This is a genomic window from Streptomyces sp. NPDC029296, assembly GCF_055569255.1.
In genome coordinates, this window is record NZ_JBVHXT010000051.1 from 18,201 (window position 1) to 40,091 (window position 21,891).

27 protein-coding genes and 1 pseudogene are annotated in these 21,891 nt (G+C 71.2%); 20 read left to right on the forward strand and 8 right to left on the reverse strand.

What is annotated here, in order from left to right; translation table 11 throughout:
• Positions 1–7 precede the first annotated feature (7 nt).
• The 7 genes from ACZ4W9_RS34255 to ACZ4W9_RS34285 form a co-directional block, all read right to left on the reverse strand.
• Positions 8–457: a hypothetical protein gene (locus tag ACZ4W9_RS34255; protein WP_467942343.1), complete on the reverse strand. Its 450-nt coding sequence runs from the start codon at positions 455–457 to the stop codon at positions 8–10.
• The gene (locus tag ACZ4W9_RS34260) at positions 454–921 is read right to left on the reverse strand and encodes a hypothetical protein (protein WP_467942344.1); all 468 of its coding nucleotides are present in this window, start codon (positions 919–921) and stop codon (positions 454–456) included. Before ACZ4W9_RS34260 ends, ACZ4W9_RS34255 begins: the two co-directional genes overlap by 4 nt.
• Before the next feature lie 107 nt (positions 922–1,028).
• Positions 1,029–1,361, reverse strand: coding sequence for an SH3 domain-containing protein (locus ACZ4W9_RS34265; protein ID WP_467942346.1), 333 nt, complete (start codon positions 1,359–1,361; stop codon positions 1,029–1,031).
• A 299-nt stretch (positions 1,362–1,660) separates the two neighbouring features.
• Positions 1,661–2,362, reverse strand: a complete 702-nt coding sequence (locus tag ACZ4W9_RS34270) for a hypothetical protein (RefSeq protein WP_467942348.1) — start codon at positions 2,360–2,362, stop codon at positions 1,661–1,663.
• A 16-nt stretch (positions 2,363–2,378) separates the two neighbouring features.
• Positions 2,379–2,861, reverse strand: a complete 483-nt coding sequence (locus ACZ4W9_RS34275; protein WP_467942349.1) for a hypothetical protein — start codon at positions 2,859–2,861, stop codon at positions 2,379–2,381.
• Positions 2,858–3,412: a DUF4913 domain-containing protein gene (locus tag ACZ4W9_RS34280; RefSeq protein WP_467942417.1), complete on the reverse strand. Its 555-nt coding sequence runs from the start codon at positions 3,410–3,412 to the stop codon at positions 2,858–2,860. Before ACZ4W9_RS34280 ends, ACZ4W9_RS34275 begins: the two co-directional genes overlap by 4 nt.
• Before the next feature lie 207 nt (positions 3,413–3,619).
• Complete coding sequence (locus ACZ4W9_RS34285) at positions 3,620–4,375, reverse strand: DNA-methyltransferase (RefSeq protein ID WP_467942351.1); 756 nt, start codon at positions 4,373–4,375, stop codon at positions 3,620–3,622.
• A 507-nt stretch (positions 4,376–4,882) separates the two neighbouring features.
• Here ACZ4W9_RS34285 and ACZ4W9_RS34290 point away from each other — a divergent pair.
• The 9 genes from ACZ4W9_RS34290 (at position 4,883) to ACZ4W9_RS34330 (ending at position 13,146) form a co-directional block, all read left to right on the forward strand.
• On the forward strand, positions 4,883–6,001 hold the full coding sequence (locus tag ACZ4W9_RS34290) for a C40 family peptidase (protein ID WP_467942353.1): 1,119 nt from the start codon (positions 4,883–4,885) through the stop codon (positions 5,999–6,001).
• Between the two features lie 102 nt (positions 6,002–6,103).
• Positions 6,104–6,415 carry a DUF6112 family protein gene (locus tag ACZ4W9_RS34295; RefSeq protein ID WP_467942354.1) on the forward strand — a complete coding sequence of 104 codons (312 nt, stop codon included), beginning with the start codon at positions 6,104–6,106 and terminating at the stop codon, positions 6,413–6,415.
• Positions 6,415–7,083 carry a hypothetical protein gene (locus tag ACZ4W9_RS34300; protein WP_467942356.1) on the forward strand — a complete coding sequence of 223 codons (669 nt, stop codon included), beginning with the start codon at positions 6,415–6,417 and terminating at the stop codon, positions 7,081–7,083. Before ACZ4W9_RS34295 ends, ACZ4W9_RS34300 begins: the two co-directional genes overlap by 1 nt.
• Positions 7,084–7,098: 15 nt before the next feature.
• Complete coding sequence (locus ACZ4W9_RS34305; protein ID WP_467942357.1) at positions 7,099–8,481, forward strand: SCO6881 family protein; 1,383 nt, start codon at positions 7,099–7,101, stop codon at positions 8,479–8,481.
• A 72-nt stretch (positions 8,482–8,553) separates the two neighbouring features.
• Positions 8,554–10,023 carry an SCO6880 family protein gene (locus ACZ4W9_RS34310; RefSeq protein ID WP_467942358.1) on the forward strand — a complete coding sequence of 490 codons (1,470 nt, stop codon included), beginning with the start codon at positions 8,554–8,556 and terminating at the stop codon, positions 10,021–10,023.
• 49 nt (positions 10,024–10,072) lie between these two features.
• Positions 10,073–10,645 carry a hypothetical protein gene (locus ACZ4W9_RS34315; RefSeq protein WP_467942360.1) on the forward strand — a complete coding sequence of 191 codons (573 nt, stop codon included), beginning with the start codon at positions 10,073–10,075 and terminating at the stop codon, positions 10,643–10,645.
• Positions 10,642–11,094 carry a DUF6238 family protein gene (locus tag ACZ4W9_RS34320; protein WP_467942361.1) on the forward strand — a complete coding sequence of 151 codons (453 nt, stop codon included), beginning with the start codon at positions 10,642–10,644 and terminating at the stop codon, positions 11,092–11,094. Before ACZ4W9_RS34315 ends, ACZ4W9_RS34320 begins: the two co-directional genes overlap by 4 nt.
• Before the next feature lie 27 nt (positions 11,095–11,121).
• Entirely contained in the window at positions 11,122–12,639 is a 1,518-nt protein-coding gene (locus ACZ4W9_RS34325; RefSeq protein WP_467942362.1) for an ATP-binding protein, read from the forward strand.
• A gap of 18 nt (positions 12,640–12,657) precedes the next feature.
• Positions 12,658–13,146 carry a hypothetical protein gene (locus ACZ4W9_RS34330; protein ID WP_467942364.1) on the forward strand — a complete coding sequence of 163 codons (489 nt, stop codon included), beginning with the start codon at positions 12,658–12,660 and terminating at the stop codon, positions 13,144–13,146.
• 68 nt (positions 13,147–13,214) lie between these two features.
• On the opposite strand, the gene ACZ4W9_RS34335 is transcribed toward ACZ4W9_RS34330, so the two are convergent.
• Positions 13,215–13,649, reverse strand: a complete 435-nt coding sequence (locus ACZ4W9_RS34335; RefSeq protein WP_467942365.1) for a hypothetical protein — start codon at positions 13,647–13,649, stop codon at positions 13,215–13,217.
• 534 nt (positions 13,650–14,183) lie between these two features.
• Between ACZ4W9_RS34335 and ACZ4W9_RS34340 the strand changes: the two genes are divergently transcribed.
• From ACZ4W9_RS34340 to ACZ4W9_RS34390, 11 genes and pseudogenes are all read left to right on the forward strand, one after another.
• Entirely contained in the window at positions 14,184–14,642 is a 459-nt protein-coding gene (locus ACZ4W9_RS34340) for a hypothetical protein (RefSeq protein WP_467942366.1), read from the forward strand.
• A 17-nt stretch (positions 14,643–14,659) separates the two neighbouring features.
• Positions 14,660–15,199 carry a hypothetical protein gene (locus ACZ4W9_RS34345; RefSeq protein WP_467942368.1) on the forward strand — a complete coding sequence of 180 codons (540 nt, stop codon included), beginning with the start codon at positions 14,660–14,662 and terminating at the stop codon, positions 15,197–15,199.
• 42 nt (positions 15,200–15,241) lie between these two features.
• Positions 15,242–15,847, forward strand: a complete 606-nt coding sequence (locus ACZ4W9_RS34350; protein ID WP_467942369.1) for a hypothetical protein — start codon at positions 15,242–15,244, stop codon at positions 15,845–15,847.
• A 166-nt stretch (positions 15,848–16,013) separates the two neighbouring features.
• Positions 16,014–16,442, forward strand: a complete 429-nt coding sequence (locus ACZ4W9_RS34355) for a hypothetical protein (RefSeq protein WP_467942370.1) — start codon at positions 16,014–16,016, stop codon at positions 16,440–16,442.
• Positions 16,443–16,488: 46 nt separating this feature from the next.
• Positions 16,489–17,226, forward strand: a complete 738-nt coding sequence (locus ACZ4W9_RS34360; RefSeq protein WP_467942372.1) for a glycosyltransferase family 2 protein — start codon at positions 16,489–16,491, stop codon at positions 17,224–17,226.
• Entirely contained in the window at positions 17,219–18,328 is a 1,110-nt protein-coding gene (locus ACZ4W9_RS34365; protein WP_467942373.1) for a hypothetical protein, read from the forward strand. Before ACZ4W9_RS34360 ends, ACZ4W9_RS34365 begins: the two co-directional genes overlap by 8 nt.
• 12 nt (positions 18,329–18,340) lie before the next feature.
• A complete protein-coding gene (locus tag ACZ4W9_RS34370) occupies positions 18,341–18,790 on the forward strand; it encodes a hypothetical protein (RefSeq protein WP_467942374.1) in 450 nt (149 codons plus the stop codon).
• The gene (locus ACZ4W9_RS34375; RefSeq protein WP_467942376.1) at positions 18,787–19,128 is read left to right on the forward strand and encodes a hypothetical protein; all 342 of its coding nucleotides are present in this window, start codon (positions 18,787–18,789) and stop codon (positions 19,126–19,128) included. Before ACZ4W9_RS34370 ends, ACZ4W9_RS34375 begins: the two co-directional genes overlap by 4 nt.
• A gap of 89 nt (positions 19,129–19,217) precedes the next feature.
• Positions 19,218–20,102 carry a hypothetical protein gene (locus ACZ4W9_RS34380; RefSeq protein WP_467942377.1) on the forward strand — a complete coding sequence of 295 codons (885 nt, stop codon included), beginning with the start codon at positions 19,218–19,220 and terminating at the stop codon, positions 20,100–20,102.
• Positions 20,103–20,341: 239 nt separating this feature from the next.
• Positions 20,342–20,839, forward strand: a complete 498-nt coding sequence (locus ACZ4W9_RS34385) for a hypothetical protein (protein WP_467942379.1) — start codon at positions 20,342–20,344, stop codon at positions 20,837–20,839.
• A 26-nt stretch (positions 20,840–20,865) separates the two neighbouring features.
• Positions 20,866–21,045: pseudogene (locus ACZ4W9_RS34390) on the forward strand (IS701 family transposase); the annotation flags it as partial.
• Between the last annotated feature and the right edge of the window lie 846 nt (positions 21,046–21,891).

Sequence of the window (21,891 nt, forward strand, 5' to 3'; positions counted from 1 at the left end):
GGGGCTTTCACAGTCGGCGGGCCCGCATCGCCCCGGCACCCGTGGGTGCCGGGGCGACCGCGGCCGTGGACGAGGTGAGGGAAAGGACCGGTTGCGCGGTGCGTGCGCCCCGCGAGCGCTGCCCGGGTGCGGGCATGGCGTGCAGGAGCTGATCGAGCGCGGTGCGGTAGCCGGCGCGGGCTTCGAGTGCCGCCTGCAGCCACTGCTGGTCCCAGCGCAGGGCCTCGGCGGACAGGTCGTTCATGTCCCGGTCGGGGGCCATCGCGGCGTGGATGCGGTCGCGGACGTGGGCGACCTGTTCCTCGGCCACGGCCAGGAAGGAGCGCAGCTCCAGTGCCCGCGCCAGCGCCGGGGAGGCGTCGGGGAGTACCGCGGCTGTGTACAGGTCGGCGACCGGGGCGCCGAAGACCTGGTGCAGGCGGTCGTCCGCGGAGCTGGGTTTGTGCCGGGCGCTCACCGCGCAAGGCTCCTTCCCGGCCGCTGAGCGGTCGCCGGCCGCGGCGCCGGGCTGGTGGGTACGGCCGGGCCCTGGCGCTGGCCGAAGCGGGCCAGCAGCCGGGTGGCCAGGCCGTGCTTGCCCACGGCGTTCGGGTCGAGCAGCCACCGCACGACCATGGCCCGTCCGTCACGGACGGCGACGGCCTTATTGACGCGCTGGGCCAGCTCCGTCGTCGGGTCGCCCACCTCGCTGGGCTGGCTCTCCAGCGCGGCCACGAGGGCGTCCTCCGCACGGTCGAGCGTCGCCTGCGATTCCAGAAGCATGCCGTGCCACTTGACGATGTCGGTGGCGTCGGAATTGTAGGTCGGCGCTGCGGCAACGGCGGCCTTCAAGTGGTCGATGCCCATGGCGAAGCGGGCTTCGATCTGTGCGGTGAGCACGCCCACGACGTCGTCCATCGGATCGGGTGGAGCGGCGGACAAGAAAGACTCCTCTTCCAAATACACGGTGGTCCCGAACGGCCGGGACGACGCGGCGGCAGACCAAGCGGCAAGGGCGCTGAAACTCCGCCGCCGTTACTGGCGGGGTATTAGTCGAGGCACATCGGAGTGTCGCGGTAGACATAGGCGGCGGACACCCAGCCCTTCACGCCCGTCGTGCGGTCCATGATGTAGCGCCAGCTCCCGCTGGTCCTGTGGACGGTGAACCTGTGCCCGCGGTACAGGATGCCGACGGCGGTGGACTTGACCGACGCCTTGGAGCGGATGGTCACGGCCTTCGTGCCGACGATCCAGGGCCCCGGGTCGTTGCAGGACTGGGTCAGGGCGTTGCCCGGAGCGGCCGTGGCGGTCGTTGCCGACGCGATCGGCAGGGCGAGGGCGCCCAGGAGTGCGGCGGAGACGGCAATTCTGGTTGCGCGCATGCGGAAGTAGCCTCCATGCAGGGGAGAAGAAAGAAAGGGAGTGCCGACCGGTGTTGTCCCGGCGGCCGTATAAGAGTCCGGAGAATCGCCGGTTTGGCCAACCGGCGATCATCGGGTATGTTGCGCCGCGCCAACCGCAGCCGGAGCTTTGAGCGAACGCACCGATAGCCGGTGAACCTCTGATTCTGACTGCGGAAACCGGGCCGGAAAAAGCTGGCTTCCGTCCGGTGCGGCGGGCACCCACGGCGGACCAGCCGGACAGCACCACGAATTCGTGGCGCGGGCAGCCGGTTAGCGAGTCAGCGCCGTTGTGCGGGCGTGGACGGCCACGCCCCCGGTCGCGGTGCCGACGGCGAAGCCTGGGCCGGCTGGGGACGGCGGCTGGCGGCCAGCGCGGCGCGGCCGGTGCCGGTCAGGCTGACCGGCTGGCCGGCGTGGACGGGATGGCTGGTGTCGATGTCCACGAGGCCGGCGGAGTGCAGCCGCTGCAGGTGGGCGTAGGGGATACGGGTACCGGCAGCGCAGGTCACCGACAGGCGGCTGGTCAACAGGTGTTCGTGGAGCTTGGCGCCGCCGGCGATGGCCAGCAGTGCCGCCTGATCGGCGGCAGTGATCTGCTGTTCGCCGGACCGGGGGGCGGATCGGGCGGCGGTTTCGATCGGCGCCAGCGCGGCGAGGACACGCTGTGCGGCATCGTCGCGGGCGTCGGCGGCTTCCTCCATCTGGTTCACGGTGCGGTCGATCCGCTCGAACCAGGCGGCATCGATGGGGTATTCGCCCGAGGACAGCCGGTTCAGGAGGGTGCGGTAGAACGTGACGCTGGTCTCGGCCGCTGCTAGTTCGCGGTGCCGGTCGACCAGTTCGGTGTGGGTCTCGTCCAGAAGGCCGCGGTCGCGGTGGGCCCACAGAGTGTCGACGTCATGGCCGGTGGCGGCCTCGATACGGGGGTCCAGCTGGGACACGGCGCGCCGGGTGGTCGTGGGCGCCGGATCGGGAGGCAATAGCGGCTCCTTGTGGTCAGCGGGTGTGAAGCGGGGAGGCGCTCTGTGCCGGGCGGGGCAGGCCCGGCATGGCGGACGACAGCGGGACCCTGCGGGGGGCGGGGCGGCGGGGGGCCAGTTGCGGGGAGCGGGAGCGTGCCGCGTGGGTGCGGGCGCTCAGCGGCCGGCGGCGCATGCCGAGCCGGCGGCCGACCTCGTCGTAGACGTCATTACCCGCCCTCGGCCGGACGGCGACCACATAGACGTCGCGTGTGTGCGCGGACGTCTGGGGTGCCGGGCGGATTCCGTAGACGACGCGCCAGTCCCGGCGGGCGTCCACGAACAGTTTGCGGTAGCCCTCCAGGTCGCCGGTCAGGCGGGTCCCGAAGCGTTCGGCGTTCACCACTTCCTGCAGGTAGGCGAGGGTGAGGTCGCGGATGTCGGAGGGCGCCTGGAGGAGGTCGGTCAGCGCACGGGGGTCGAAACTGAGGCCGAAGGCCGGCCGCTGGCCCTGGTTCACGACGCCGGCCCGGGCTCACCGGGCCCGGGCGCGGGGGCCTCGGGGTCCTTCTCCGTGCGGGCGGAGGGGGGCGGTCCGGGAAGGAGTCGGTGGGCGGGGCGCTCGGGGGAGGTCATGCAGGCGGACAAGGGGCCACCGGGCGCGCGGATCGCCGCCATGGCGTGGGTGAGGAAGTCGCGGTGCCACACGAACATGCCGGCCAGGCCCGCCTCGGGGTCCTTATGCTGCTGGTAGGCCAGCCAGAGGGCGTGCAGCCAGGCGACGACGTCGCTGTGTTCCTGCCATTGCAGGCACCAGGGCGCCGCGGTGGTGACCTCCGCTCCGTAGACCGGGAGGAGGAAATCGTCGACCCAGTCCGACAGCGCGTCCAGCTCGTCCTCGTACACCTCGCCTTCCAGCTCCAGGATGGGCCGCGGCTCCGGCGCGGCCGGTGCCGGCGGCCCGCCGAAGCCGGGCATGCCGAACGCCGCGAACGGCGACGGCGAGAGGTCGGAGGGCGGGGTAGAGGCGAGGTGGTCCAGCTGCCGGGCCTGCTCCGCGGTCTGCTCCATCAGCCGACGCACACTGGCTTCGATCCCCTCCAAATGGGTGTCCGGGATACGCACCGGGTCCGGTCCCCCGTCGGCCGGGGGCTCAATCGATTCGGACATGAAGGAAAAACCTCCTGAGTGCCAAGGCAATAAGGGCAAACGGAACCCGGTAACGCACCGGCTGAATGCTGCGGGCGTCACCCGTGGGTGTGGCGAGGGATTGTGGCGTCAGGCGGTGAGGACCATGTCGTCCTGGCCGAGGCTCTGGCGGATGGTTTCCGTGAGCCGGTCGGCGGCGATGGACGCGTAGTGCCTGGTCTTCTCCACGCCGATGAAGTCCCGGCCTTCGAGGAGGGCGGCCACGCCGGTGGAGCCGGAGCCGGCGCAGAAATCGAGGACCGTGCCGCCCGGCGGGCTGATCTTTACCAGCTCGCGCATCACCTCGACCGGCTTTTGTGTGATGTGCTGGCGCTTGGATCCCGACGGCTGGGAGGCGGAGTACAGGCCCGGCAGATAGACGGGGTTACGGGAGGCGTCGATCGCGCCCTTGGACGCCCACACGACGAACTCACAGTTCTGGGTGAAGCGGCCCTTCTGGGGCCGGGCCTGGGGCTTGTGCCAGGCCACGACGCCGCGCCACAGCCAGCCGGCCGCCTGGATCGCGTCCGTGGTGATGGGCAGCTGACGCCAGTCCGTGAACAGCAACGCCACGCCGCCGTCCTTGGTGAGGCGGTGAGCCTCGCTCATGATCTGCGTCAGCCAGAACCCGTAGGAACGCTGATCCATGTTCTCGCCGGTGAAATCCGGCAGCGTGTGCTTGGCGTCGGCGGAGGTGTACTTCTGCTTCGCGGAGCGGCTGGTGCGCTCCTTCGCCGTGCGCCCGCCGGAGTTGTACGGCGGGTCGGTGATAACCGCGTCGACGCAATCGTCCGGGAGCTTGGCCAGAACGCTCAGGGCATCGCCCTGATGCAAGGAAAAAGGCAAAGAGAGAACCCCGATTCGGGTGGGAGCAGGTAGAGGTCCCCATCGCGTCGCAAAGCCCAGCGGACCGGCTTCCGGGCATGAAGAGGCCCGACGGCCGGCCGGGTGGGGAGAGCGAGGGGAGTGGAAAAACTGTAGACGCGAATCGGCCGACGACCAAGAAGTGCCCTGCTGAGGGGCCGGATTCCGGCCCCTCGCCTCCGACTTTTTGGTCAACGGCCGTTTCGCGTCTACTGTTTTTGCACCCGGTCGGCGCACCGCCGTTGCCCGCTATTCTCCTGTGCCTCGTGGAGGTTCCCCGTGCCCGCGCACACCTAGACCACTGCCCGGCAGCGCAGGCGAGCGGCTACTCGCCCGCGCCAGCCCGTTCCCTTACGCCCGCCCCGGCCGCCGCGGTCCCTTTCCACCACGCTCCGCGCCCGCGCGGCCGGACACTGCACCCGGAGGATGCATGACCTCTCGTTACCCGCCCCTGCCCGAAACCGGTGACCGGACCGTGAGCGCTTCCGGTTGAAGGCGCTCGCCGCCGGCATCGGCGTCGTCTTCCTCTCCCCTCTCCTCCTGGGCACAGGCGCCATGATGATGGCCACCTCCAGCGAAGCCGCCCAGAACACCGCCTCACCGGACTGCCTGACCGACGTGGACACAGGCAAGATCGCCGACCAGGTCACCGAGATCCTCGACGGCGCGGGCACCTCCAAGGTCCACATCAAGGGCCTGGACCTGCCCGCCGAGCAGATCCCGAACGCGCAGACCATCGTCGCCACCGGCATCAGCCTCCACGTGCCCCCGCGAGGGCAGATCGTGGCGCTGGCCACCGCGATGCAGGAGTCCCGACTGCGCAACCTGTCCGGCGGCGACAGGGATTCACTCGGCCTGTTCCAGCAGCGGCCCAGCCAGGGCTGGGGCACCGCCGAGCAGATCCACGACCCCGTCTACGCCAGCGAGCGGTTCTACAAGGCACTCCTACAGGTGCACGGCTGGCAGCAGATGACCGTCACCCAGGCCGCCCAGGCTGTGCAGCGCTCCGCCTACCCGGACGCCTACGCGCAGTGGGAGCCGCTCGCGACCGCCCTGCAACAGGCCATCTCCGCCACCTTCCCCAACTCCGGGAACTCCGGGACCAAGGACAGCAGCAAGGACGACGCGGCGCCCGCCGCCGTCTGCGACACCGCAAACGGCACGTCGTTCGGCCCGATTCCCGAGGGCGCCGTTCCGAAGGGCTACGCGATCCCGAAGGACGCCGATCCGCGGGCCCGTAAGGCGATTGTCTGGGCGATGCACCAGCTCGGCACGATGTACCAGTGGGGCGGTTCCTGCACCAACCCGCGCGGCCCCGACGCCATGGCCCGCTGCGACTGCAGCTCGCTGATGCAGCAGGCGTACAAACACGCCGGCATCACTCTCACCCGCACCACCTACACGCAGGTCCACGAGGGCAAGGCCGTCTCACCGAAGGCCCTGAAACCCGGTGACCTGCTCTTCAGCCGCGGCACGGCCGCCCGGCCCGAGCACGTCGGCATGTACATCGGCCAGGGCCTGGTCATCGAAGCCCCCCGTACCGGAAAACCGGTACGGATCACGCCGCTCAAGGACTGGACCGTCCTCGCCGCCCGCCGCGTCCTGTGACGCCGCCCCCTCCCGCACGCTCAACGCACCTACCCCCGTCTTCCCCACCTCCCCGACCGCCCGTGCCTTCTGGCCCGCACACGCAAGGAGCCCTCTATTCCCGTGTCCCTGCTCGCCGACCGTGTCGTCCAGCTCGCCTACGATCCGGGCATCTCCCCCAAGGGCGGCGGTCTTCCGGGCCTGTCCGTCCTGAAGAACGTCGTCAACTCGATCAACCTGTTCGGCATCATCGCGGTCGTCGGTGCTCTCGCCGTCAGCCTCGCGGTCTGGGCGTGGGGCCACCACACCGGTGGTCACCAGGCCGAGGCCAACGGCAAGAAGGGCGCCACGGTCGCCGCCGGCGCCGCCCTCGGCCTGGGTGCGGCCAACGGCATCGTGGCCTTCTTCTCCAACCTGGGGTCGCAGGTCCACTGATGCTCAAACGCCTCACCGACTACAGCCTGCGCTGGTCGCCCAACCGTCGCATCGTCTTGATCGGGATCGGCCTGGTCTGCCTGCTGGCCCTGGCCGCCGCCACCGCCTTCCTCACCGGCCGCGACGACCGCCCCAGCACCGCCGCCCCTGCCCCGTCACCCGCGCACAACTCCCCCGCCCCGACCAGCCAGCCCTCCTCCTGGAGCGGCCCGGTGGCCGGGCCGCCGCGGATCTCCGATCCGGTGGAGTTCGCGAAGGCCGCCGCGAAGATGCTCTGGTCCTACGACACCCGCACCGCCAGCCAGGCCCAGCATCTGACCGGCATGCGGGCGTGGATGACGAAGGAAGACGAGTACGGGGACTGGGCCTCGGTGGCGGCGCAGATCCCGGATCCGGTGCTGTGGTCGCGGATGGCGGACCAGGAGCAGCACGCCACCGCCACGATCGCCGAGGGCCACTACCCGGCCGCCTTCAAGCAGGCGCTCGCCGAGGACCCGGCCGCGATCACCACGGCGTACATCTACGCGGTGACCGTCACCGGCAAGCAGACGATCACCTGGGCCAAGGGCGGCTCGGGGGCGGAGGACCGCTCGGTCACCCTCGCCGTCCAGTGCCGCCCCTCCACCGACTGCTCGCTCGTCGCCATCGCCCCGCGCGTCGCGCCCTGACCTAAGGAGCACCCCGTGGGGTTTTGCAACCTGCCCTTGGCGGACAAGGTCTGCTCGGTCGGCGAGGCCATCGACTTCGCCTCCGACCCGGGCAAGTACATCGGCAACTGGATGGCGAGAAGCGCCGGCGAACTCGCCGCGTCCGCGGCCGACCTGGCGTCCAAGGCCGTCGATGCCACCACTCGCGTCGACTTGAACGCGGGATGGTTCCGCGACAACTATGAGACGATCCTGCCCATCGGCCTGGTCGTCCTCGTGGCCACCTTCTGCGCGCAGTTGGTGCGTGCCGCGATCCGCCGCGACGGCCAGGCCCTCACCCAGGCGTTCGCGGGCACCGCCTCCGGTGTCGTATTTTCGTTCGCCGCTATCGCCCTGACTACCGTGGCGATCGAAGTGACCGACGCCTTGTCCGACGGATTGTTCGAGGCCGCGGGCACCAACCTGGCCTCCGCGGTGCGTCGCATCGTCAAGGTCAGCGCCCTGGCGCAAGTGGCCGGGCTGGGCTGGCTCGTCGCCGTCTTCGCGGGACTGGCCACCGCCATCGGCGCGGTCCTGTTCTGGTGCGTGATGATGGTGCGCAAGGTGGGCATCCTGGTCATGGTCACCCTTGCCCCCTTCGCCGGCGCCGGTGGCGGCTGGGAGGCCGCGCGCCGCTGGCGCAAGGGCTGGATCGAGGCCACCGCCACCCTGGTGGTCTCCAAGCTGCTGATGACGATCATCTTCGTCCTTGGTATCGCCGCGATGGGCAACTCCGACACCAAGGACGGCCTGGCGGCCCTGGCCGATGTCCTAGCCGGCATCGTGATCATGGTGCTGGTGCTGCTGTGCCCGTACGCGACGTTCAAGTTCGTGCACTGGGCGGCCGAGGGCTCCGACGGGGAGACGCTGCATCGCGCCGGTGGTGCCGGTGCGCAGATGGCCCGGCAGCACGCCGAGCGCGCCGGGAGGAAGGCCGTCTCCATGGCGGCGACCGCCGGAGCCGGCGGTGCCTCCGCTGCCGCTCCGCAGGGCCCGGACAGCGTCCCCGGTCAGCACGGCTTCCCCGGCGATATCGCCGCCGGCCCGTCCAGCAGCACACAGGACTCGCCACCTGACACGGGCCCGGGTGACGCGGCCGGCGGCACTGCCGTCAAGACCGGTGTGGAACAAGCCGTTCAGCCACCGCCGGCCCATGTGTCCGAGGGCACCAGCGGACACACAGCAACCGGCCCCAGCACGACCGGCAGCACCGGTGCCAGCTTCGGCTCGGGCTCCGCAGCCGCCGACGGGACGCAAACTGGGTGGCGGTCGACCCCGCCGACGACGACTCCGCCGCCGCAGGGTGCCGCCCCCTCCCCGGGCACGCAGAACGCCGGAACGGGCGGGCCGGTCTCGCCTCCGCCCCCGGCCGGTCTGTGACCTCCTGCCCGATGCCCGATCCCCGGGGGCGGGAGTTCTCCCGCCCCCGGGCCTTCGCTCCAGGACCCGCCCTTGTCCGATCTCACCGCCACCCCGACCGTCAGATTCCCCCACCGCAGCCGCCGCGGCATCCTGCTCGGCCTCACCCTGCACCAGCTTGTCCTCGTCGCCACCGCGCTGGCCCTGCTCCTGATCACCGTTCTTACGACCGGGCTGCTCGGCGTCATCGCTCTGGCCCCACTGTGGGCAGCGGTCGCCGCCCTAGTCGCCGTCCGCCGGCAGGGCCGCTCCCTGATCGACTGGGCCCCCATCGTCGCCCGCTACGCCTGGCGCCGCCACACCGGCCAGACCCTGTGGCTCGCCCAGCCCGTCACCCGCCCCCGCCAGGACGGCCTCCTCCACCTGCCCGGCAGCGCCGCCTCGCTGAAGGTTGTCACCCCCGGCGACTCCGCCAACGGTGCCGCCGCCGTCCACGACCCGCACCAGCAGACCCTCACCGCCGTCGCCCGCGTCTCCTCCCGCGCGTTCGCCTTGCTCGACCCGTCCACACAGGCCCACAACGTCAGCGGGTGGGGCCGTGCGCTGGCGGGCACCGCCCGCACCGGGCACGTCGCCACCGTGCAGGTCCTGGAACGTACCGTCCCCGACTCCGGTGACACCCTGGCCCGGCACTGGATGCAGCACGGCCGGCCCGAAACCCCGGTCGCCGGACAGGTGTACGCGGATTTGGTCGCCTCCGCCGGACCGGCCGCCGCCCCGCACGAGACCTACCTGGCCATCTCCCTCGACCTCAAGGCCGCCAAGCGCCTGATCTCCCAGGCCGGCGGCGGCATGCCGGGCGCGTTCACTGTCCTGCAGCAGACCACCGCCTCGATCGCCCAGGCCGCCCGCAACGCCGGACTGATGATCACCGGGTGGCTGACCGCCCGGGAGATCGCCGCCGTCATCCGCACCGCCTACGACCCCCACGCGCTCGCCGCGCTCCAACAGTGGTCCCCCACCGGCCACGCACAAGCCGACCCGGCCGCCGCCGGGCCCGTCGTCCAGGTCGAGGAGTACGACCGGATCGCCACCGACTCCGCCCGGCACGCCACCTACTGGGTGGAGAACTGGCCCCGCACCGAAATCGGAGCAGGCTTCCTGCACGGGCTGATGTTCACCGCCGGTGTGCGCCGCACCCTGTCCCTGACCTACGTCCCCCAGCAGCTCGAATCCGCGCTGCGCGATGTCCAGCGCAAGAAGGCCGCGATCGTCGCCGACGCCTCCGAACGCGCCCGCCGCGGGCAGGTCGACAGCGAAGAGGACTCCATCGAGTACGCCGACGTCAAGAACCGCGAGCGGCAGCTGATCGCCGGGCACGCCGATGTCGCCCTGACCGGCCTGGTCACCGTCAGCGCCGACACCGACGCCGCCCTGGACGCCGCGTGCGCGCAGATCGAGACAGCCGCCGTCACCGCCGGCGTCGACCTCAGACGGCTCTGGTACCAGCAGCCGGACGCCTTCGCCGTCGGCGCGCTCCCCCTCGCCCGCACCACCCTCTAACGCCCCTTGGGGACTCGCACTGACACCGAACGCCGCCAACGACGAGCTTGTGCAGGAGCTGCGGGCTCTGCTGGCCTCCTGTGAGGAGCTGTCCGCCCGCCACCGTGCCGAACTCGGCAAGTACCTCGACTCCGAGGGCAACGTGGTCCAGGACAAGCTCTACGAATACAACGACGCCCGTATCACCACCGCCATCGAGGCCAGCGACCACCTCGATGCCGTGCGCGCCCGCCTGGCCGGTCTCCTCGGACCGCCGGCGCCCAGCCCGTTCACCCTCACCTTCGCCGGCCTGGAACGCCACATGGGCGAAGCCCCCACCAGCTTCGTCGTCAACGCCATGGACCTCGGTGACGCCCTCCGCGTCCTGGCCGGCCTCCCCAGCTGGCGTGAGTGGTACCTGGCCCACGGCGGAACGCCGGACGGCCGGGACGCGGACGTCGTCTACCTGCCACAGCAGAGCCACCCCGGCCTTCCCACGCTCGGCGCGTACAACGACATGCGCGGCGAACAAGGATCCACCGAGACCGGCGGCACGCTCATCCACCGCGCTCATCCCCCCGCAGTGACCGCACCGGCTCCGGCCCCCGCTCCCGCCTCCCCGGCGGCAAGGACCATCCATTGACCCAGCCCCACTCCAGCGTGCCCAACTCGCACCCCTACCTGCGGGCCGCCACCGCAGGCGTCCGCCACCACGCACGCGCCCTGACCCGCCCCGGGCCTGCCGGTCCGCCGGACCGGGCCCACCTCGATGTCCTCCACGCCCACCTCACCGAACTGCACCGGCTGATCGACCAGCTGGCCGAGGCGGCACGTCCCCCGCACCCCGCAGCGGGCCGGCACCTCGCCGCCGCCCACACCCGGCTGTGGCAGGCCGCCACCGACGTCCACGCGGCCTTCCACCTCCTGCCCACCGCGCACACGGACTCGGCGACGTGCCGTCCCGAGCAGCTTCCCGACGGGCCGCCGTTCCTCACCATCTGCCAGCGCCACCTCGCGGCCGGACACATCGTCCGCCGCAAGACCACCCCCACCGACCTGCGTGCCCCGCACACCACCTCGTGCGTGCGGTGAGCCTCACCCGAGAAGACGAGGCGCCCTATGAACCACCGGCCCGCCCGCCGCGCCCGCCGGGCCTCCGCCTCCCCGCTGTTCACCCCGCACGGAACCGACCGCGCCGCCCGGCGTGCCGCCCGCCGCAGGCTCGCCGAAGCCGCCGCGAAAGCCCGCACCGAAACCACCGACCGCACCGTGGCCGGCGCCGGGTCGGCCGAGCGCGACACACCGCCGCCGGTCTATCCGGCGGGCGGACGCCCCGGCCGGGCCTCGGCGCGCGGAAACCGGCTGAAGCTGCCCGCCCACCGCATGACCACCGCCATCGCGGCCGGCGCCTACCCCTTCCTTGCCGAAGGCGGTCTCGGCGCCGAGGGCATCTACATCGGCCGCGACGTCCACGCCGAAGCGTCCTTCGTGTTCGACCCATTCGCGCTGTACGGGAAGGTGGAGGGCTTCACCAACCCCAACGTGCTGCTGGCCGGGGTGATCGGCCAGGGCAAGTCCGCGCTCGCGAAGTCGTTCGCTCTGCGCTCGATCGCGTTCGGCTACCGCGTGTACGTCCCCTGCGACCCGAAGGGTGAGTGGACGCCGGTCGCCCAGGCGTTGGGGGGCACCTGCGTCGCCCTCGGGCCGGGGCTGCCCGGCCGCCTCAACCCGCTGGACGCCGCCCCGCGCCCGGACAGCATCAGCGAGGTCGACTGGGAGGGTGAGATCCGCAAACGCCGTCTGCTCCTGCTCGGCTCGCTGGCCCGCACCGTGCTGGGGCGGGACCTGATGCCGATGGAGCACACCGCGCTCGACGTCGCCCTTGACGTCGCGGTCACCCAGGCCGCCGGCACCGGCCGCACTCCGCTGCTCGGCGATGTGGCCGCCGCCCTCAACCAGCCCGCACGGCTGGACGAGGCGGCCGGGACGACGGCCGGTCAACTGGGTGATGCCGCCCGTGACCTCGCCCATGCCGTGCGCCGCTTGGTGCACGGTGACCTGGCCGGCATGTTCGACGCGCCCTCCACCATCCGCTTCGATCCACGGGCGCCGATGCTCACCATCGACCTGTCCCGGCTCGGCGGGTCCGGTGACGACACCGCCCTGGTGCTCGCCATGACCTGCGCTTCGGCCTGGATGGAGTCCGCCCTGACCGACCCGCACGGCGGCCGGCGCTGGATCGTCTACGACGAGGCATGGCGCCTGATGCGCCACGTCGGCCTGCTCCAGCGCATGCAGGCCCAGTGGAAACTCTCCCGCGGCCTCGGCATCGCCAACCTGATGGTGATCCACCGGCTGTCCGACCTGCTCACCGCCGGTGACGCCGGATCACAGGGCCGGGCCCTGGCCGAGGGCCTCCTGGCCGACTGCTCCACCCGGATCATCTACCGGCAAGAGACCGACCAGCTCCACGCCGCCGCCTCCCTGCTCGGCCTGACCTCCGTCGAAGTCGACGCCATCGCGCACCTCAACCGCGGACGCGGCCTGTGGAAGGTCGCCGGCCGGTCCTTCATCGTCCAGCACCTCCTGCATGCCCACGAGCTGGCGCTCTTCGACACCGACGCCCGCATGCACTGACCCGCACCGGAAGCCTCCTTGCCGCACCAACCGTCCCCACGGTCGCCCGACCGTCCCGAGCCCGGTGACCTCTACCGCAGGGCCCGCCGGGACGCCGAACCGTTTCTGGCCAGCCATCCTCTCCCCGACCAGCCGCTCGCGCTGCCGGACCTGGCGCCCTACCTTCAGGCGCTCCCCGACGCCCGGACGCCCGCCGAGGTCAGTGCCGTCACCCACCAGTTGGTCGCTGCCACCGCTCCCGTCCTCGACCACATCGCCGGTCACTTCGTTACCCTCGCGCTCTGGGTCGGCACCGAGCACCGGCACACCCCCCAGTCGGTGCGCCTGCTGCGCCAAGCCGCCCAAAACATCCGCACCGCGCTGACCAAGGTGGCCGAGGCTGATCTAGAGAACCTGCGCGCCCACTACACAGCGCCCACGACAGGCACAGAACTCGCAGGCACGACATCCCCCGCGGTTACCGCATCATCAGCCCCGGCCGCACCCTGGGCCGGACCGCGCCGCTGACGTTGCTCTGGCCACCTCCCGCCCGCTACTACTGGAGAGGCTGTGTCTCACCAGCGGGAGCTGTCTGACTACTGGGCTAGCAGCAGATCAGCAACGCGTTGGGCCATCTTCTCCCCTGCGTGCTGCTTGATGAGTCCTTCTTTAGCAGCCGCGCGAATCTGGACCGTGGTACCGTCCGCAGCACCACGAGTCACGACAACCGTGACTACTACCGGATTCAGTGCCGCGAACCCTCCTCCGGCCAAAGCACCAAGCGTCACATGATCTTCACCGGCTTCGACCAGCCCAGGGTTCACACCGCGTGCAACCGCGGCGAGGGCCGCGCGGACTCGCTCCAGAGCGGCAGCGAAGGTCACTGGCAGTTGTAGATCAACTTCGTGTATGTCCTTCGGAAGAATCCCGGCGCCAAGCTGTGCACCAAAACGGCCGCCGCTGCCACCGTACTCTTCGCCAAGCGCTCCGAGAGCCTCCTCCAGGAGCCCGTCCTCAGAGTGGTCCTGCATTTGATGCGCCCCCTCGCGTAACCTGCCTATCCAGCCGGTGATACCCGCTGGATGAAGTCCCGAAGCACCGTCTGTGCCATGGCGCCAGTGCGGCGCTGGCCGCAAAGCGAGATCAAGGGCTCCAGGTTCGGGGGCTTCACACGCGAGCCAACGGGCCTTTAGCTGGGTCACGACCAGACAGACATCGGCCTTATACATCTAGGAGAACCCCACCTGCCCCCGCACGCCTCCAACACCTTCCCCACCGGCCTCGCCGCGCACCTGCCCGGCAACTGGCTCCGCAGGGACACCAAGGTCCTGCCCTTCGAAGACCAGTGCCGCCTCGCAGAGCGGGTCTGGGACTGCGGCACCGCCCACTCAGCCCTGCTCGACTGGCCCGACACCCCCATCACCGTCCTCGACGGGCCCGAAGGCCACCAGCTCGTCGTGATACCGCGCCCCCGCTCGTCGGGCCAGTACCTGGTAGCGCCCCTGCGGCCCGACGGTGTGCGACCGCACCACTTCAGCGGGATCAACGAGCCGACCGGCATCTCTGTGCCCGACGATCCCGTCCGTGCCGCCGCCCAGGTCACACGCCGCGTCCTGCCCCACTACGCCGAAGCGCTCGCCGCCGTCCGCGACAAGGTGCGCCTCCAGCCGGACCCACCGCACCGGCCAGCCGCACCCGAGGTCACCGAATCACTCACCCTGATCTGGTATCCCGACGGTGTGGTCGGCGCCCCGTATGACAGCGTGCCCGCCGCGGCCCGCCCCGCGCTCTACCTGTGCTGCTTCCAGTACAGCCCCGACGAGGCGGCGTTCGTGCTGTCCGCCTCGTACAACGCCGCGACACGCGCCCTCCTGCTCCACAGGGTGCTCCTGAAGCTGACCGCCCAGGGCATCGGCGTGAACCTCCGTCACGCCGCCCCCACTCTTCCCGCACCCTCCCGCACAACGGCTCCGGCACACAGTGCACCCCCTGCCCCGAAGCAGCCGACGGCCGCGCGGCGATAGAGACCCGGGCCCTTCACGTGCGACCACCCGGACTGTCCGATGGGGACCAGCGGATGCTGCTGCACGGCATCGCCGACCAGCTCAACACCATCGCCGACCAGCTCCCGCTGCCCGACCAGGTCCGTGCCGACCCGGCGATCGGGGAGATCGTGGACGACGAAATACGCAACCTGGCACGCCTGCTGGTCTACCTGGCCGGCGAGAGCGCCTTCCGCCAACGGGCCTCGGCCCGCTATCCGGACCAGACCACGCCCTCCCAGCGCCGCACCACGCTCGCCCTCGCCCGTGCCGCCGAACCCACCAGCGGCGCACTCGCCGCCCTCGGCAGCGCCGTCCACCACCTCGGCGTCCTGTCCGACCTCACCCACCAGGCCCCGGGACACGACCGCGACCGAGCCGCGGCAGCCACACACCAGCACCTCACCGCACACGTCACCGAGGCCCGCACCCATCTGATCCGTGCTGCCCAGCAACTGCGTCACGCCGCAGACACCCGCCCGGCGCCACCCGCTTTGGCCCCGCCTTCCCCGCAGGCGAGCCCGGCCCGCGCCCGCTGACCCGGTCCCTCCGCCCCGCGCTCGCCCCTTCCCACCTCTGCCATGCGGCGGCTGCCGCACTACCGGCCGAACCCAACCATCCCCGACTTCTTCTTCCAAGAGCCGATTCTGCGAGACCCCGACTTCGAGCTGTACGACAACGTCGGCCGCGACGCCGACCAGATCGCCGCCGCCCGCTACGGCATCGCCACCGACAACGACCTGCTGCGCTGGGCCAAGCGCGACGCCGCAGACTTCCTGTCCCGGCACCCGCTGCCGGAGCAGGACCTGCCGAGCCCCGACCTGACCTCGTATCTCGACGCCCTCGCCGCCGCCGAGACCCCCGCCCAGGCCAGCGCGGTCACCCAGCACCTGCTGGACGCCGCCCACCCCCTGCTCCACGCAGTCAGCGAGTACCTCGTGGCCGCCGCCCGATGGCGGGACCAAAACCGCACGGCGGAGCCGGGGTCACCGCCGAAGATGCTGATGACCGCGGCCAGCCACAGCCTGTCCGTACTGGCCCTCGCCTACCAAGCGGACCTGGCACTCCTGCGCGCCGAATACGACCCGGCACCCGCCCCGCCCAGCCCGCAGCAGGGCCCGAAGGCACCCGGCCTTCCCCCCTCGCCTCCCAGCACCCCGCCCGCAGGCCCCGCCCCGGGCCGCTGACACCAACCCCTTCTCTGGAGTTCTTCTGTCGACCCGTTCCTTCATCGCCCGTCCCACCGCGAGCGGCTACACCGGCATCTACGTACATCTCGACGGCGATCCGACCGCGAAACTGCCCCTGCTCCTGGCCGCCTTCCAGTACCGGTTCGCACGGGACCTCGATGCCATGACCCGGCATCTCGTGGACGACGTAACCGTCGGCTGGGAAGAGCTGGGCACCGACCTCCTCGACGGCGCGCCGCCGTACATCGTCGAAGGGCTGACCCGCGGCGACCGATGGCCCAGCAAAACTTTGGACCACCTCATCACCCCGGACGGCTCACCGCCCGCCCGTATGACGGTCACCGAGAAGGACGCGGCCGACCAGGACCTGGAGTGGGGCTACGTCCTGCGCCCGGAGGGCATCGAGGTGATCAGCGTGCCCTACGCCGATGCGGGCCCGGTCGTCGGCTGGGACACCTCCCCCCTCACCTGCTTCAGCGACCCCCGTTACTGGCTCGGCGCCGCCCAGCCGCCGCTCGCCACTACGGCCGGTCCAGCGCCAGCCGCACCCGCGACGACATCCGTGCCGTCCCGTACGGCAGCCCGCCGCTGAACCGCCCGTACCGCACTCTGGAGATCTTGCCCTGCCCACGCAGCCTGTGATCACGGTCGTCATCGCCACCCGCCTGCGCGAGGACCGCCTCGGCTTCCTGACCGCCCTGCACACCAGCCTCACCCGGCAGACCGCCCCGTGGGAGGCCGTCATCGCCCTCGACGGCGCCGACCCCGCACGCCTCCCAGCTCCGCTGGCCGACGATCCACGCGTACGCACCTTGGCGTTGCCGCGGCCCGTCGGCGCCGCCTGCGCCCGCAACCTCGCCCTCAACCTCGTCGGCACCCCGTACGTGAACTGGGCGGATGATGACGACCTGTTCCCCGACGGCGCGCTGGCGGCACGGCTCGCCACCCTGGAGCAGACGGGGGTGGGCTGGTGCGCCGGCTGGAGCGAGGACCTCCACCCCGACGGCGCCACCACGCTGTGGCGGTGCCCGACACCGCCCGGCCGGCACGAGGCAGGGGATGTGTGGACGTACTGGCGCTCGCCGGCCGACACCATCCCCATCGGGCCCACCACGATCCTGGCCCGCACCGATCTGGTGCGCGCCGCCCCGATGGGCGGCCTCGTCCAGGGCGAGGACTACATGACGGCCATCGGCATCACCAGCCTCGCCCCGGGGATCCTGCTGCCCCAGCCGGTCTACCGCTACCGCAAGCACCCCGGGCAGATGACCGCCCAGCCCGGCTACGACCAGCTGGAAGCCGCCGTCCGCGAGCACGCCTGGCAGTACGGCCGCAGCCTGCGCTCGCTCATACGTCGCGAGGCCGTCCATGGCTGACGCGCAGATCACCCTCGCCTACAGCCGGGGCTTGGGCGTCGTCGCCATCGCCACCGGCAGGCAGTACGAGATCGCGGAAGAGGTTCTGGGCGAGACCGGGTTTTGCCGGGGTGAGGGTGGGGTGTACTGCTTGCCCGATGCGGACGAGGCGGCGGCCAGAGACGCCCTGGGCTCTTTGGTCCGGTCTGCCCGGGCGTCGAAAATCGAGGTGACGGCCAGCAGCCGGCGATTCATCGGGGACACCGCCCGTGACATCGCCCGCCTCCTGCCCGGCCAGTGGGACACGCAGGTCGAGATCTACTCCCACCCGGTGTGGCAGGAAGACCTCATCCCCTACCTGTGGGGCAGCGGCGACCTCGCCGACGCCGTGCGGGCCGCCCAGGTCCCCTGCGTCGCCACCCTCACCAACCGGGCCACCGACACCACCCTGCTGCTGGCCGAACGCCCCGGTCACCGGCACGACTACCTGGTCGGCGCCTTCGCACCCGAGGCGTTCGGCGAGGTGGACGGTTCACGAAGCCCGCGCAGCATCATCGTGCCGCCACTCCCCGGCCGTGCGGCACAGGCGATCACCGAACGCTACCTGCCCGCCTACGAGCGGGCCGTTCACGAACGGCGCATCACGATGGTGGCCGAAGCACTCCACCTCATCCAGTCAGAACTGGATGCCCGGCACGAACCGCGTGCCATCTCGGGGGCCGAGACTGCCTTGCCGACTGGTCCCGGGGGTTCTGCCACGGCGGCCGGTGCCTTCCTGGACCGTGCGTGGCGGGAGTTCCTCACCGTCGTGGACCACGCCCCGGTGCTGCTGGACCGGTGCCGCCCCGCGGCCACCCCCTGGCCGCAGGACGCCGAGGCCCTCGGCCGGCTCGCCGCCGCGCTCCTCACCGCGCAAGAAACACGTGATGACCTGGCCAACGGTGCCGTGCTGACCCGCGCCGAACACCACCAGCGCGCCTGGCCGGTGATCGCGACCTGGCTCACCCACAGCGACAGCTTCCTGCGCCAGGCCCGCGCCGCAGCACCGAGCCCACCTCCCACACCCGCGCTGACCGCACCACCGCCCCGTGCCCTGCCCGCAGGCAAACCCGCCCACCGTTAGGAAGGCTCCTTCTTGGACCCTGGCACGCACTTCGCCTTCGGCACCCACCCAGAACATGGCTTCGTCGCCGCGTTCACCGCGACCATGCCCGCCCACCTGGGCCACTGGTTCCTCACCCGCGAGCAGTTCGAGCCCGTCCCCGGCCACCCCGCACTGTTCCGGCTCACCGAGCCCGACCGTGACGGTCCGCGCCGCGCCCGCCACGCCGTCAACGACCTACGCTCCCTGGGCTACACGGTAGACGCCGACCTCCGCCTGGACCCCGACCCACCGTCGCGGTCAGCGCGCCAGGCCCGGCCCCACGCTCTGCCGGAGCGGCGCGCCCGGCTCGCCCAGGCGGCGGCCGTGCGCTCGCCGCAGCACCGTGCCACGCCGCCCACCACCGCACCCGCCGCGCGCCCGATCCCGCCGAAGCCCGCCTACGCCCCGACCGTGCACCTGCACACGGGACGGTCGCGATGACACCCGACGACGAGACGATCCGCATCACCCGCGGGCGGGGCGGCGAGGTCGAAGTCAGCGGAAGGATCGACGCGGTGGCCAAGGATGTGCTGCTCCGGGCAGGGTTCCTCTTCCTGCCGGCGCTGCGCGGCCGGGTCTGGGTCCGGCTGCCGTTCGACCTCGGCCGCGACTGGGAGAACAGGCACGCGACCTGGGCGGCGGGCATGCTCTCCACCGCCCGCTACCGCGTGGACCTCGACCCCGGCCTGCGCTACACCCCGCCCGACGAGCCGGCCGCACCCGCACGAGCGCCAGCCATGAGCGCCCAAGCACCGCCCAACAGGCCCCAGCGCCGCTGAAACCCGTCCGCCAGGAGAACCCGATCCCCGACACCACCCCGCCCAGCGCCACGCACCTCGCCGACCGGGCGCGCAGTTTCCGGCTGCGGATGGCGGTCATCGACCGCGAGAGTGAGACCGCGCTCGATGCCACCCGGGACCGCTACGGCCGCACCGTCCACCACGACGCCGCCGCAGTCGAGCACGGCCAGCAGTTGCTCACCGTCGCCCGCAGCGGCCTCGACCACCTGCCACCGGCCCCGCACACCGAAGCCTGGCGTGACCTGCTCGACGCCCTCGCCGCCTCCCACACCGAGATCACCCACGCCCTGACCCACCCAGCCGGACCGATGGGCTCAGCCGAGCAGCGTCAGCAGCACACTGCCGTGTGGCCGCACCTGGCGTTCTGGGCCGATTACGGCCCCATCGCCGCCGATCTCGCCGACCAGCACCATCAACCCGGTCCCGAACTCTCCGCCGAGGACAAGCGCCGGTGGACCGACCAGGCCCGTGCCGCCCGACGGCGGGGCGAGCTGGAGCCGATCGAGTCCTGGTACGCGGCCGACGGCCGCCTCATCACCCTCGCCTACCTGGTCCAGGACGACACCTCCATCGTCATCGGCCTGGCCGGCGACCTGGATGCCGTGGCGGGCTGGGAGGTCATCGGGCACTACGACGACGAACTGGCCGCCGGCCGGGCCCTGCCCCGCGCGGTCCCGCCCGGCGTCCTGCGCCCGGACGCCCCCTCCCGCTTCAACCGGCCCGAGCCCACACCGGAGCACCCCGTGCAGGAACTGCTCCAGGACGTGGTCGAGGCCCGCACCGCCGGAGAAGTATCCGAGGCCCTGCTCACCGCCGCAAGCCCGGCTACGAAGCCGGCCCCCTCGTCCGGCTGGAGCGCCTCCTCGACACCGCGGCCCGCTTCTCCTACGCCCTGGACACCGTCCGCGGCCAGCAGACCGGCGCCCGGCTCGCCGCCCTCAGCCGGCAACTGACTTTCCTCACGCAGGAAGTCCACGACGCGGCAGAAGACCTCGGCGCGACCGTCGGCGTCCTGCCCCCACACCGCACCCCGGCTCCACCCCGGACACGACCCCGTCCCGCAGTGAGCACCACGCCTCCCACATCACCGGCCCGCAACACGGCCACCACCCGCCGGGCGTAGGCCCGACCGCGCTGCGGCGGACTCTTCCTCCCTCTCCATCCCTGCGACCTGTCCCGAGGAGAATGATCTATGGCTGTCCGCACGAAGTGGACCGTCGAACACGCCTGCGGCCACGAAGTTGTCCACGACCTGTCCGATCGCGCCGCCGACCGGCGGGCCGGGTTCGCCCGGTGGCTCGCCGCACGGGACTGCACGGACTGCTGGAAGGCCGCCCGCAGCGCCGACACCGCTTCCAAGGAGGAGTGGCTCGCCGCCAAGCGCGCCGAGGAACAGCGGGCCGCCGCCGAGTGGGCCGCCCAGTTCGACATGCCCCCGCTGGAAGGCCCCGAACGCGCTCTGGCCTGGGGCGAACGCTCCCGCCACCAGTTCATGGCCGCAGCCCACACCGCCCTCGTCATCGAAGGCACCTGGGACGACGCCGACTGGGCGGAACTGGAAGAGAAGGCCCGCACCATTACCCGCGCCGGATGGTGGATCGACCAACGCGACACCGACGGCACCGACCTGCCCGAACTCCTCGATGCCGCCACCGAACAGGACCGTGGGACGGAGAACCCGTTTCGCTGACTCTCTCGACTAGTAGCGCTTCATTACAGCTCAAGCACGGCCTCGGACTGGACCATTTCGCAGGCCGCACCTGGCGCGGCTGGCACCATCACGTCACCCTCGTCACCGCCGCACAAGCCTTTCTCACCCTCAGGCGGCACGACCCAAAAGCCCGTATACCGGCCTGCCCCTCTATCAGGTCCTCGACGCTCTTCAGGACCTGCTGAGGTGCTGGACCGGTACCTGCGCCACCTGCGGACGACCCCTGCCCAGCCCTCGGAGAAGCCGCAAACAGCCCAGAACCTAACGAAGCACTAGTAGTCGGCCTCCTCCTCGACCGAGTAGACCTCCGGGATCGGATGCCCCACCGGCTTACGGAACCTGTGCCTGTCGGCATTGCACTGCGCAAGAAACTCAGAGGTCTCGCCGCCGCGAGAGTTGCCGCCGCACTCACAGCGCCAGTGCCAAAGCGTTCGAGTGCGTGGCCCGTCATCCGCGTTGCTCGACCGCGCCGCGACCTCCCGGATCACACGCCCAATGAGTAGTGCTGCTCCACCCACGACCACCGCAGTCACGCCCGCCCATCTTCCGCTCTTCATGCGCGGAACCGTACCGGTCACAACCCGTAGGCACGAAAGCCCCGGAACTGGTCCGGGGCTCACGCTGGACGCCGGCTACTTCTTGCGCTTTCGGGACCGCCGCCTCCGGGCGATCTCGTCTCGCAGGTCGTAGTAAGCCGACGTCACCTTCTGGAACTCACGCAAAACGACTGGCATTTTCCTCAGTACGAGGGTGATCACGCCCAGCCCGCAAAGGATCGTCACTGCCCAGTTGGGGACTTCCACGTCGACCTTCCTGGTCTGGTGGTCAGTCCGGGCATAGGCAGGCTCGGTCTGACCACACTTCATGTGGTCAAAACCGAGTCCTGCCCGACTCATCACAGACTCAGGTACAGCAACGCGTCGCCACCGCAGTTCAGCAAGCACTCCAATCGGATCAACTCCGTCGACCGGACTCCTTGCAGGACACCTCCAGACAGTCACCTCGGTCGGCGAGGCCGCGGGGGTCAATCC

Bases quoted from the DNA above. Each gene is read 5' to 3' on its own strand.
- ACZ4W9_RS34350 (WP_467942369.1), top strand. From the start codon at position 15,242: ATGCGGCGGCTGCCGCACTACCGGCCGAACCCAACCATCCCCGACTTC.
- ACZ4W9_RS34355 (WP_467942370.1), top strand. From the start codon at position 16,014: ATGACCCGGCATCTCGTGGACGACGTAACCGTCGGCTGGGAAGAGCTG.
- ACZ4W9_RS34335 (WP_467942365.1), bottom strand. From the start codon at position 13,649: ATGCAGGACCACTCTGAGGACGGGCTCCTGGAGGAGGCTCTCGGAGCG.
- ACZ4W9_RS34385 (WP_467942379.1), top strand. From the start codon at position 20,342: ATGGCTGTCCGCACGAAGTGGACCGTCGAACACGCCTGCGGCCACGAA.
- ACZ4W9_RS34300 (WP_467942356.1), top strand. From the start codon at position 6,415: ATGCTCAAACGCCTCACCGACTACAGCCTGCGCTGGTCGCCCAACCGT.
- ACZ4W9_RS34375 (WP_467942376.1), top strand. From the start codon at position 18,787: ATGACACCCGACGACGAGACGATCCGCATCACCCGCGGGCGGGGCGGC.
- ACZ4W9_RS34380 (WP_467942377.1), top strand. From the start codon at position 19,218: ATGGCGGTCATCGACCGCGAGAGTGAGACCGCGCTCGATGCCACCCGG.
- ACZ4W9_RS34280 (WP_467942417.1), bottom strand. From the start codon at position 3,412: ATGGAGCAGACCGCGGAGCAGGCCCGGCAGCTGGACCACCTCGCCTCT.
- ACZ4W9_RS34325 (WP_467942362.1), top strand. From the start codon at position 11,122: ATGAACCACCGGCCCGCCCGCCGCGCCCGCCGGGCCTCCGCCTCCCCG.
- ACZ4W9_RS34265 (WP_467942346.1), bottom strand. From the start codon at position 1,361: ATGCGCGCAACCAGAATTGCCGTCTCCGCCGCACTCCTGGGCGCCCTC.
- ACZ4W9_RS34365 (WP_467942373.1), top strand. From the start codon at position 17,219: ATGGCTGACGCGCAGATCACCCTCGCCTACAGCCGGGGCTTGGGCGTC.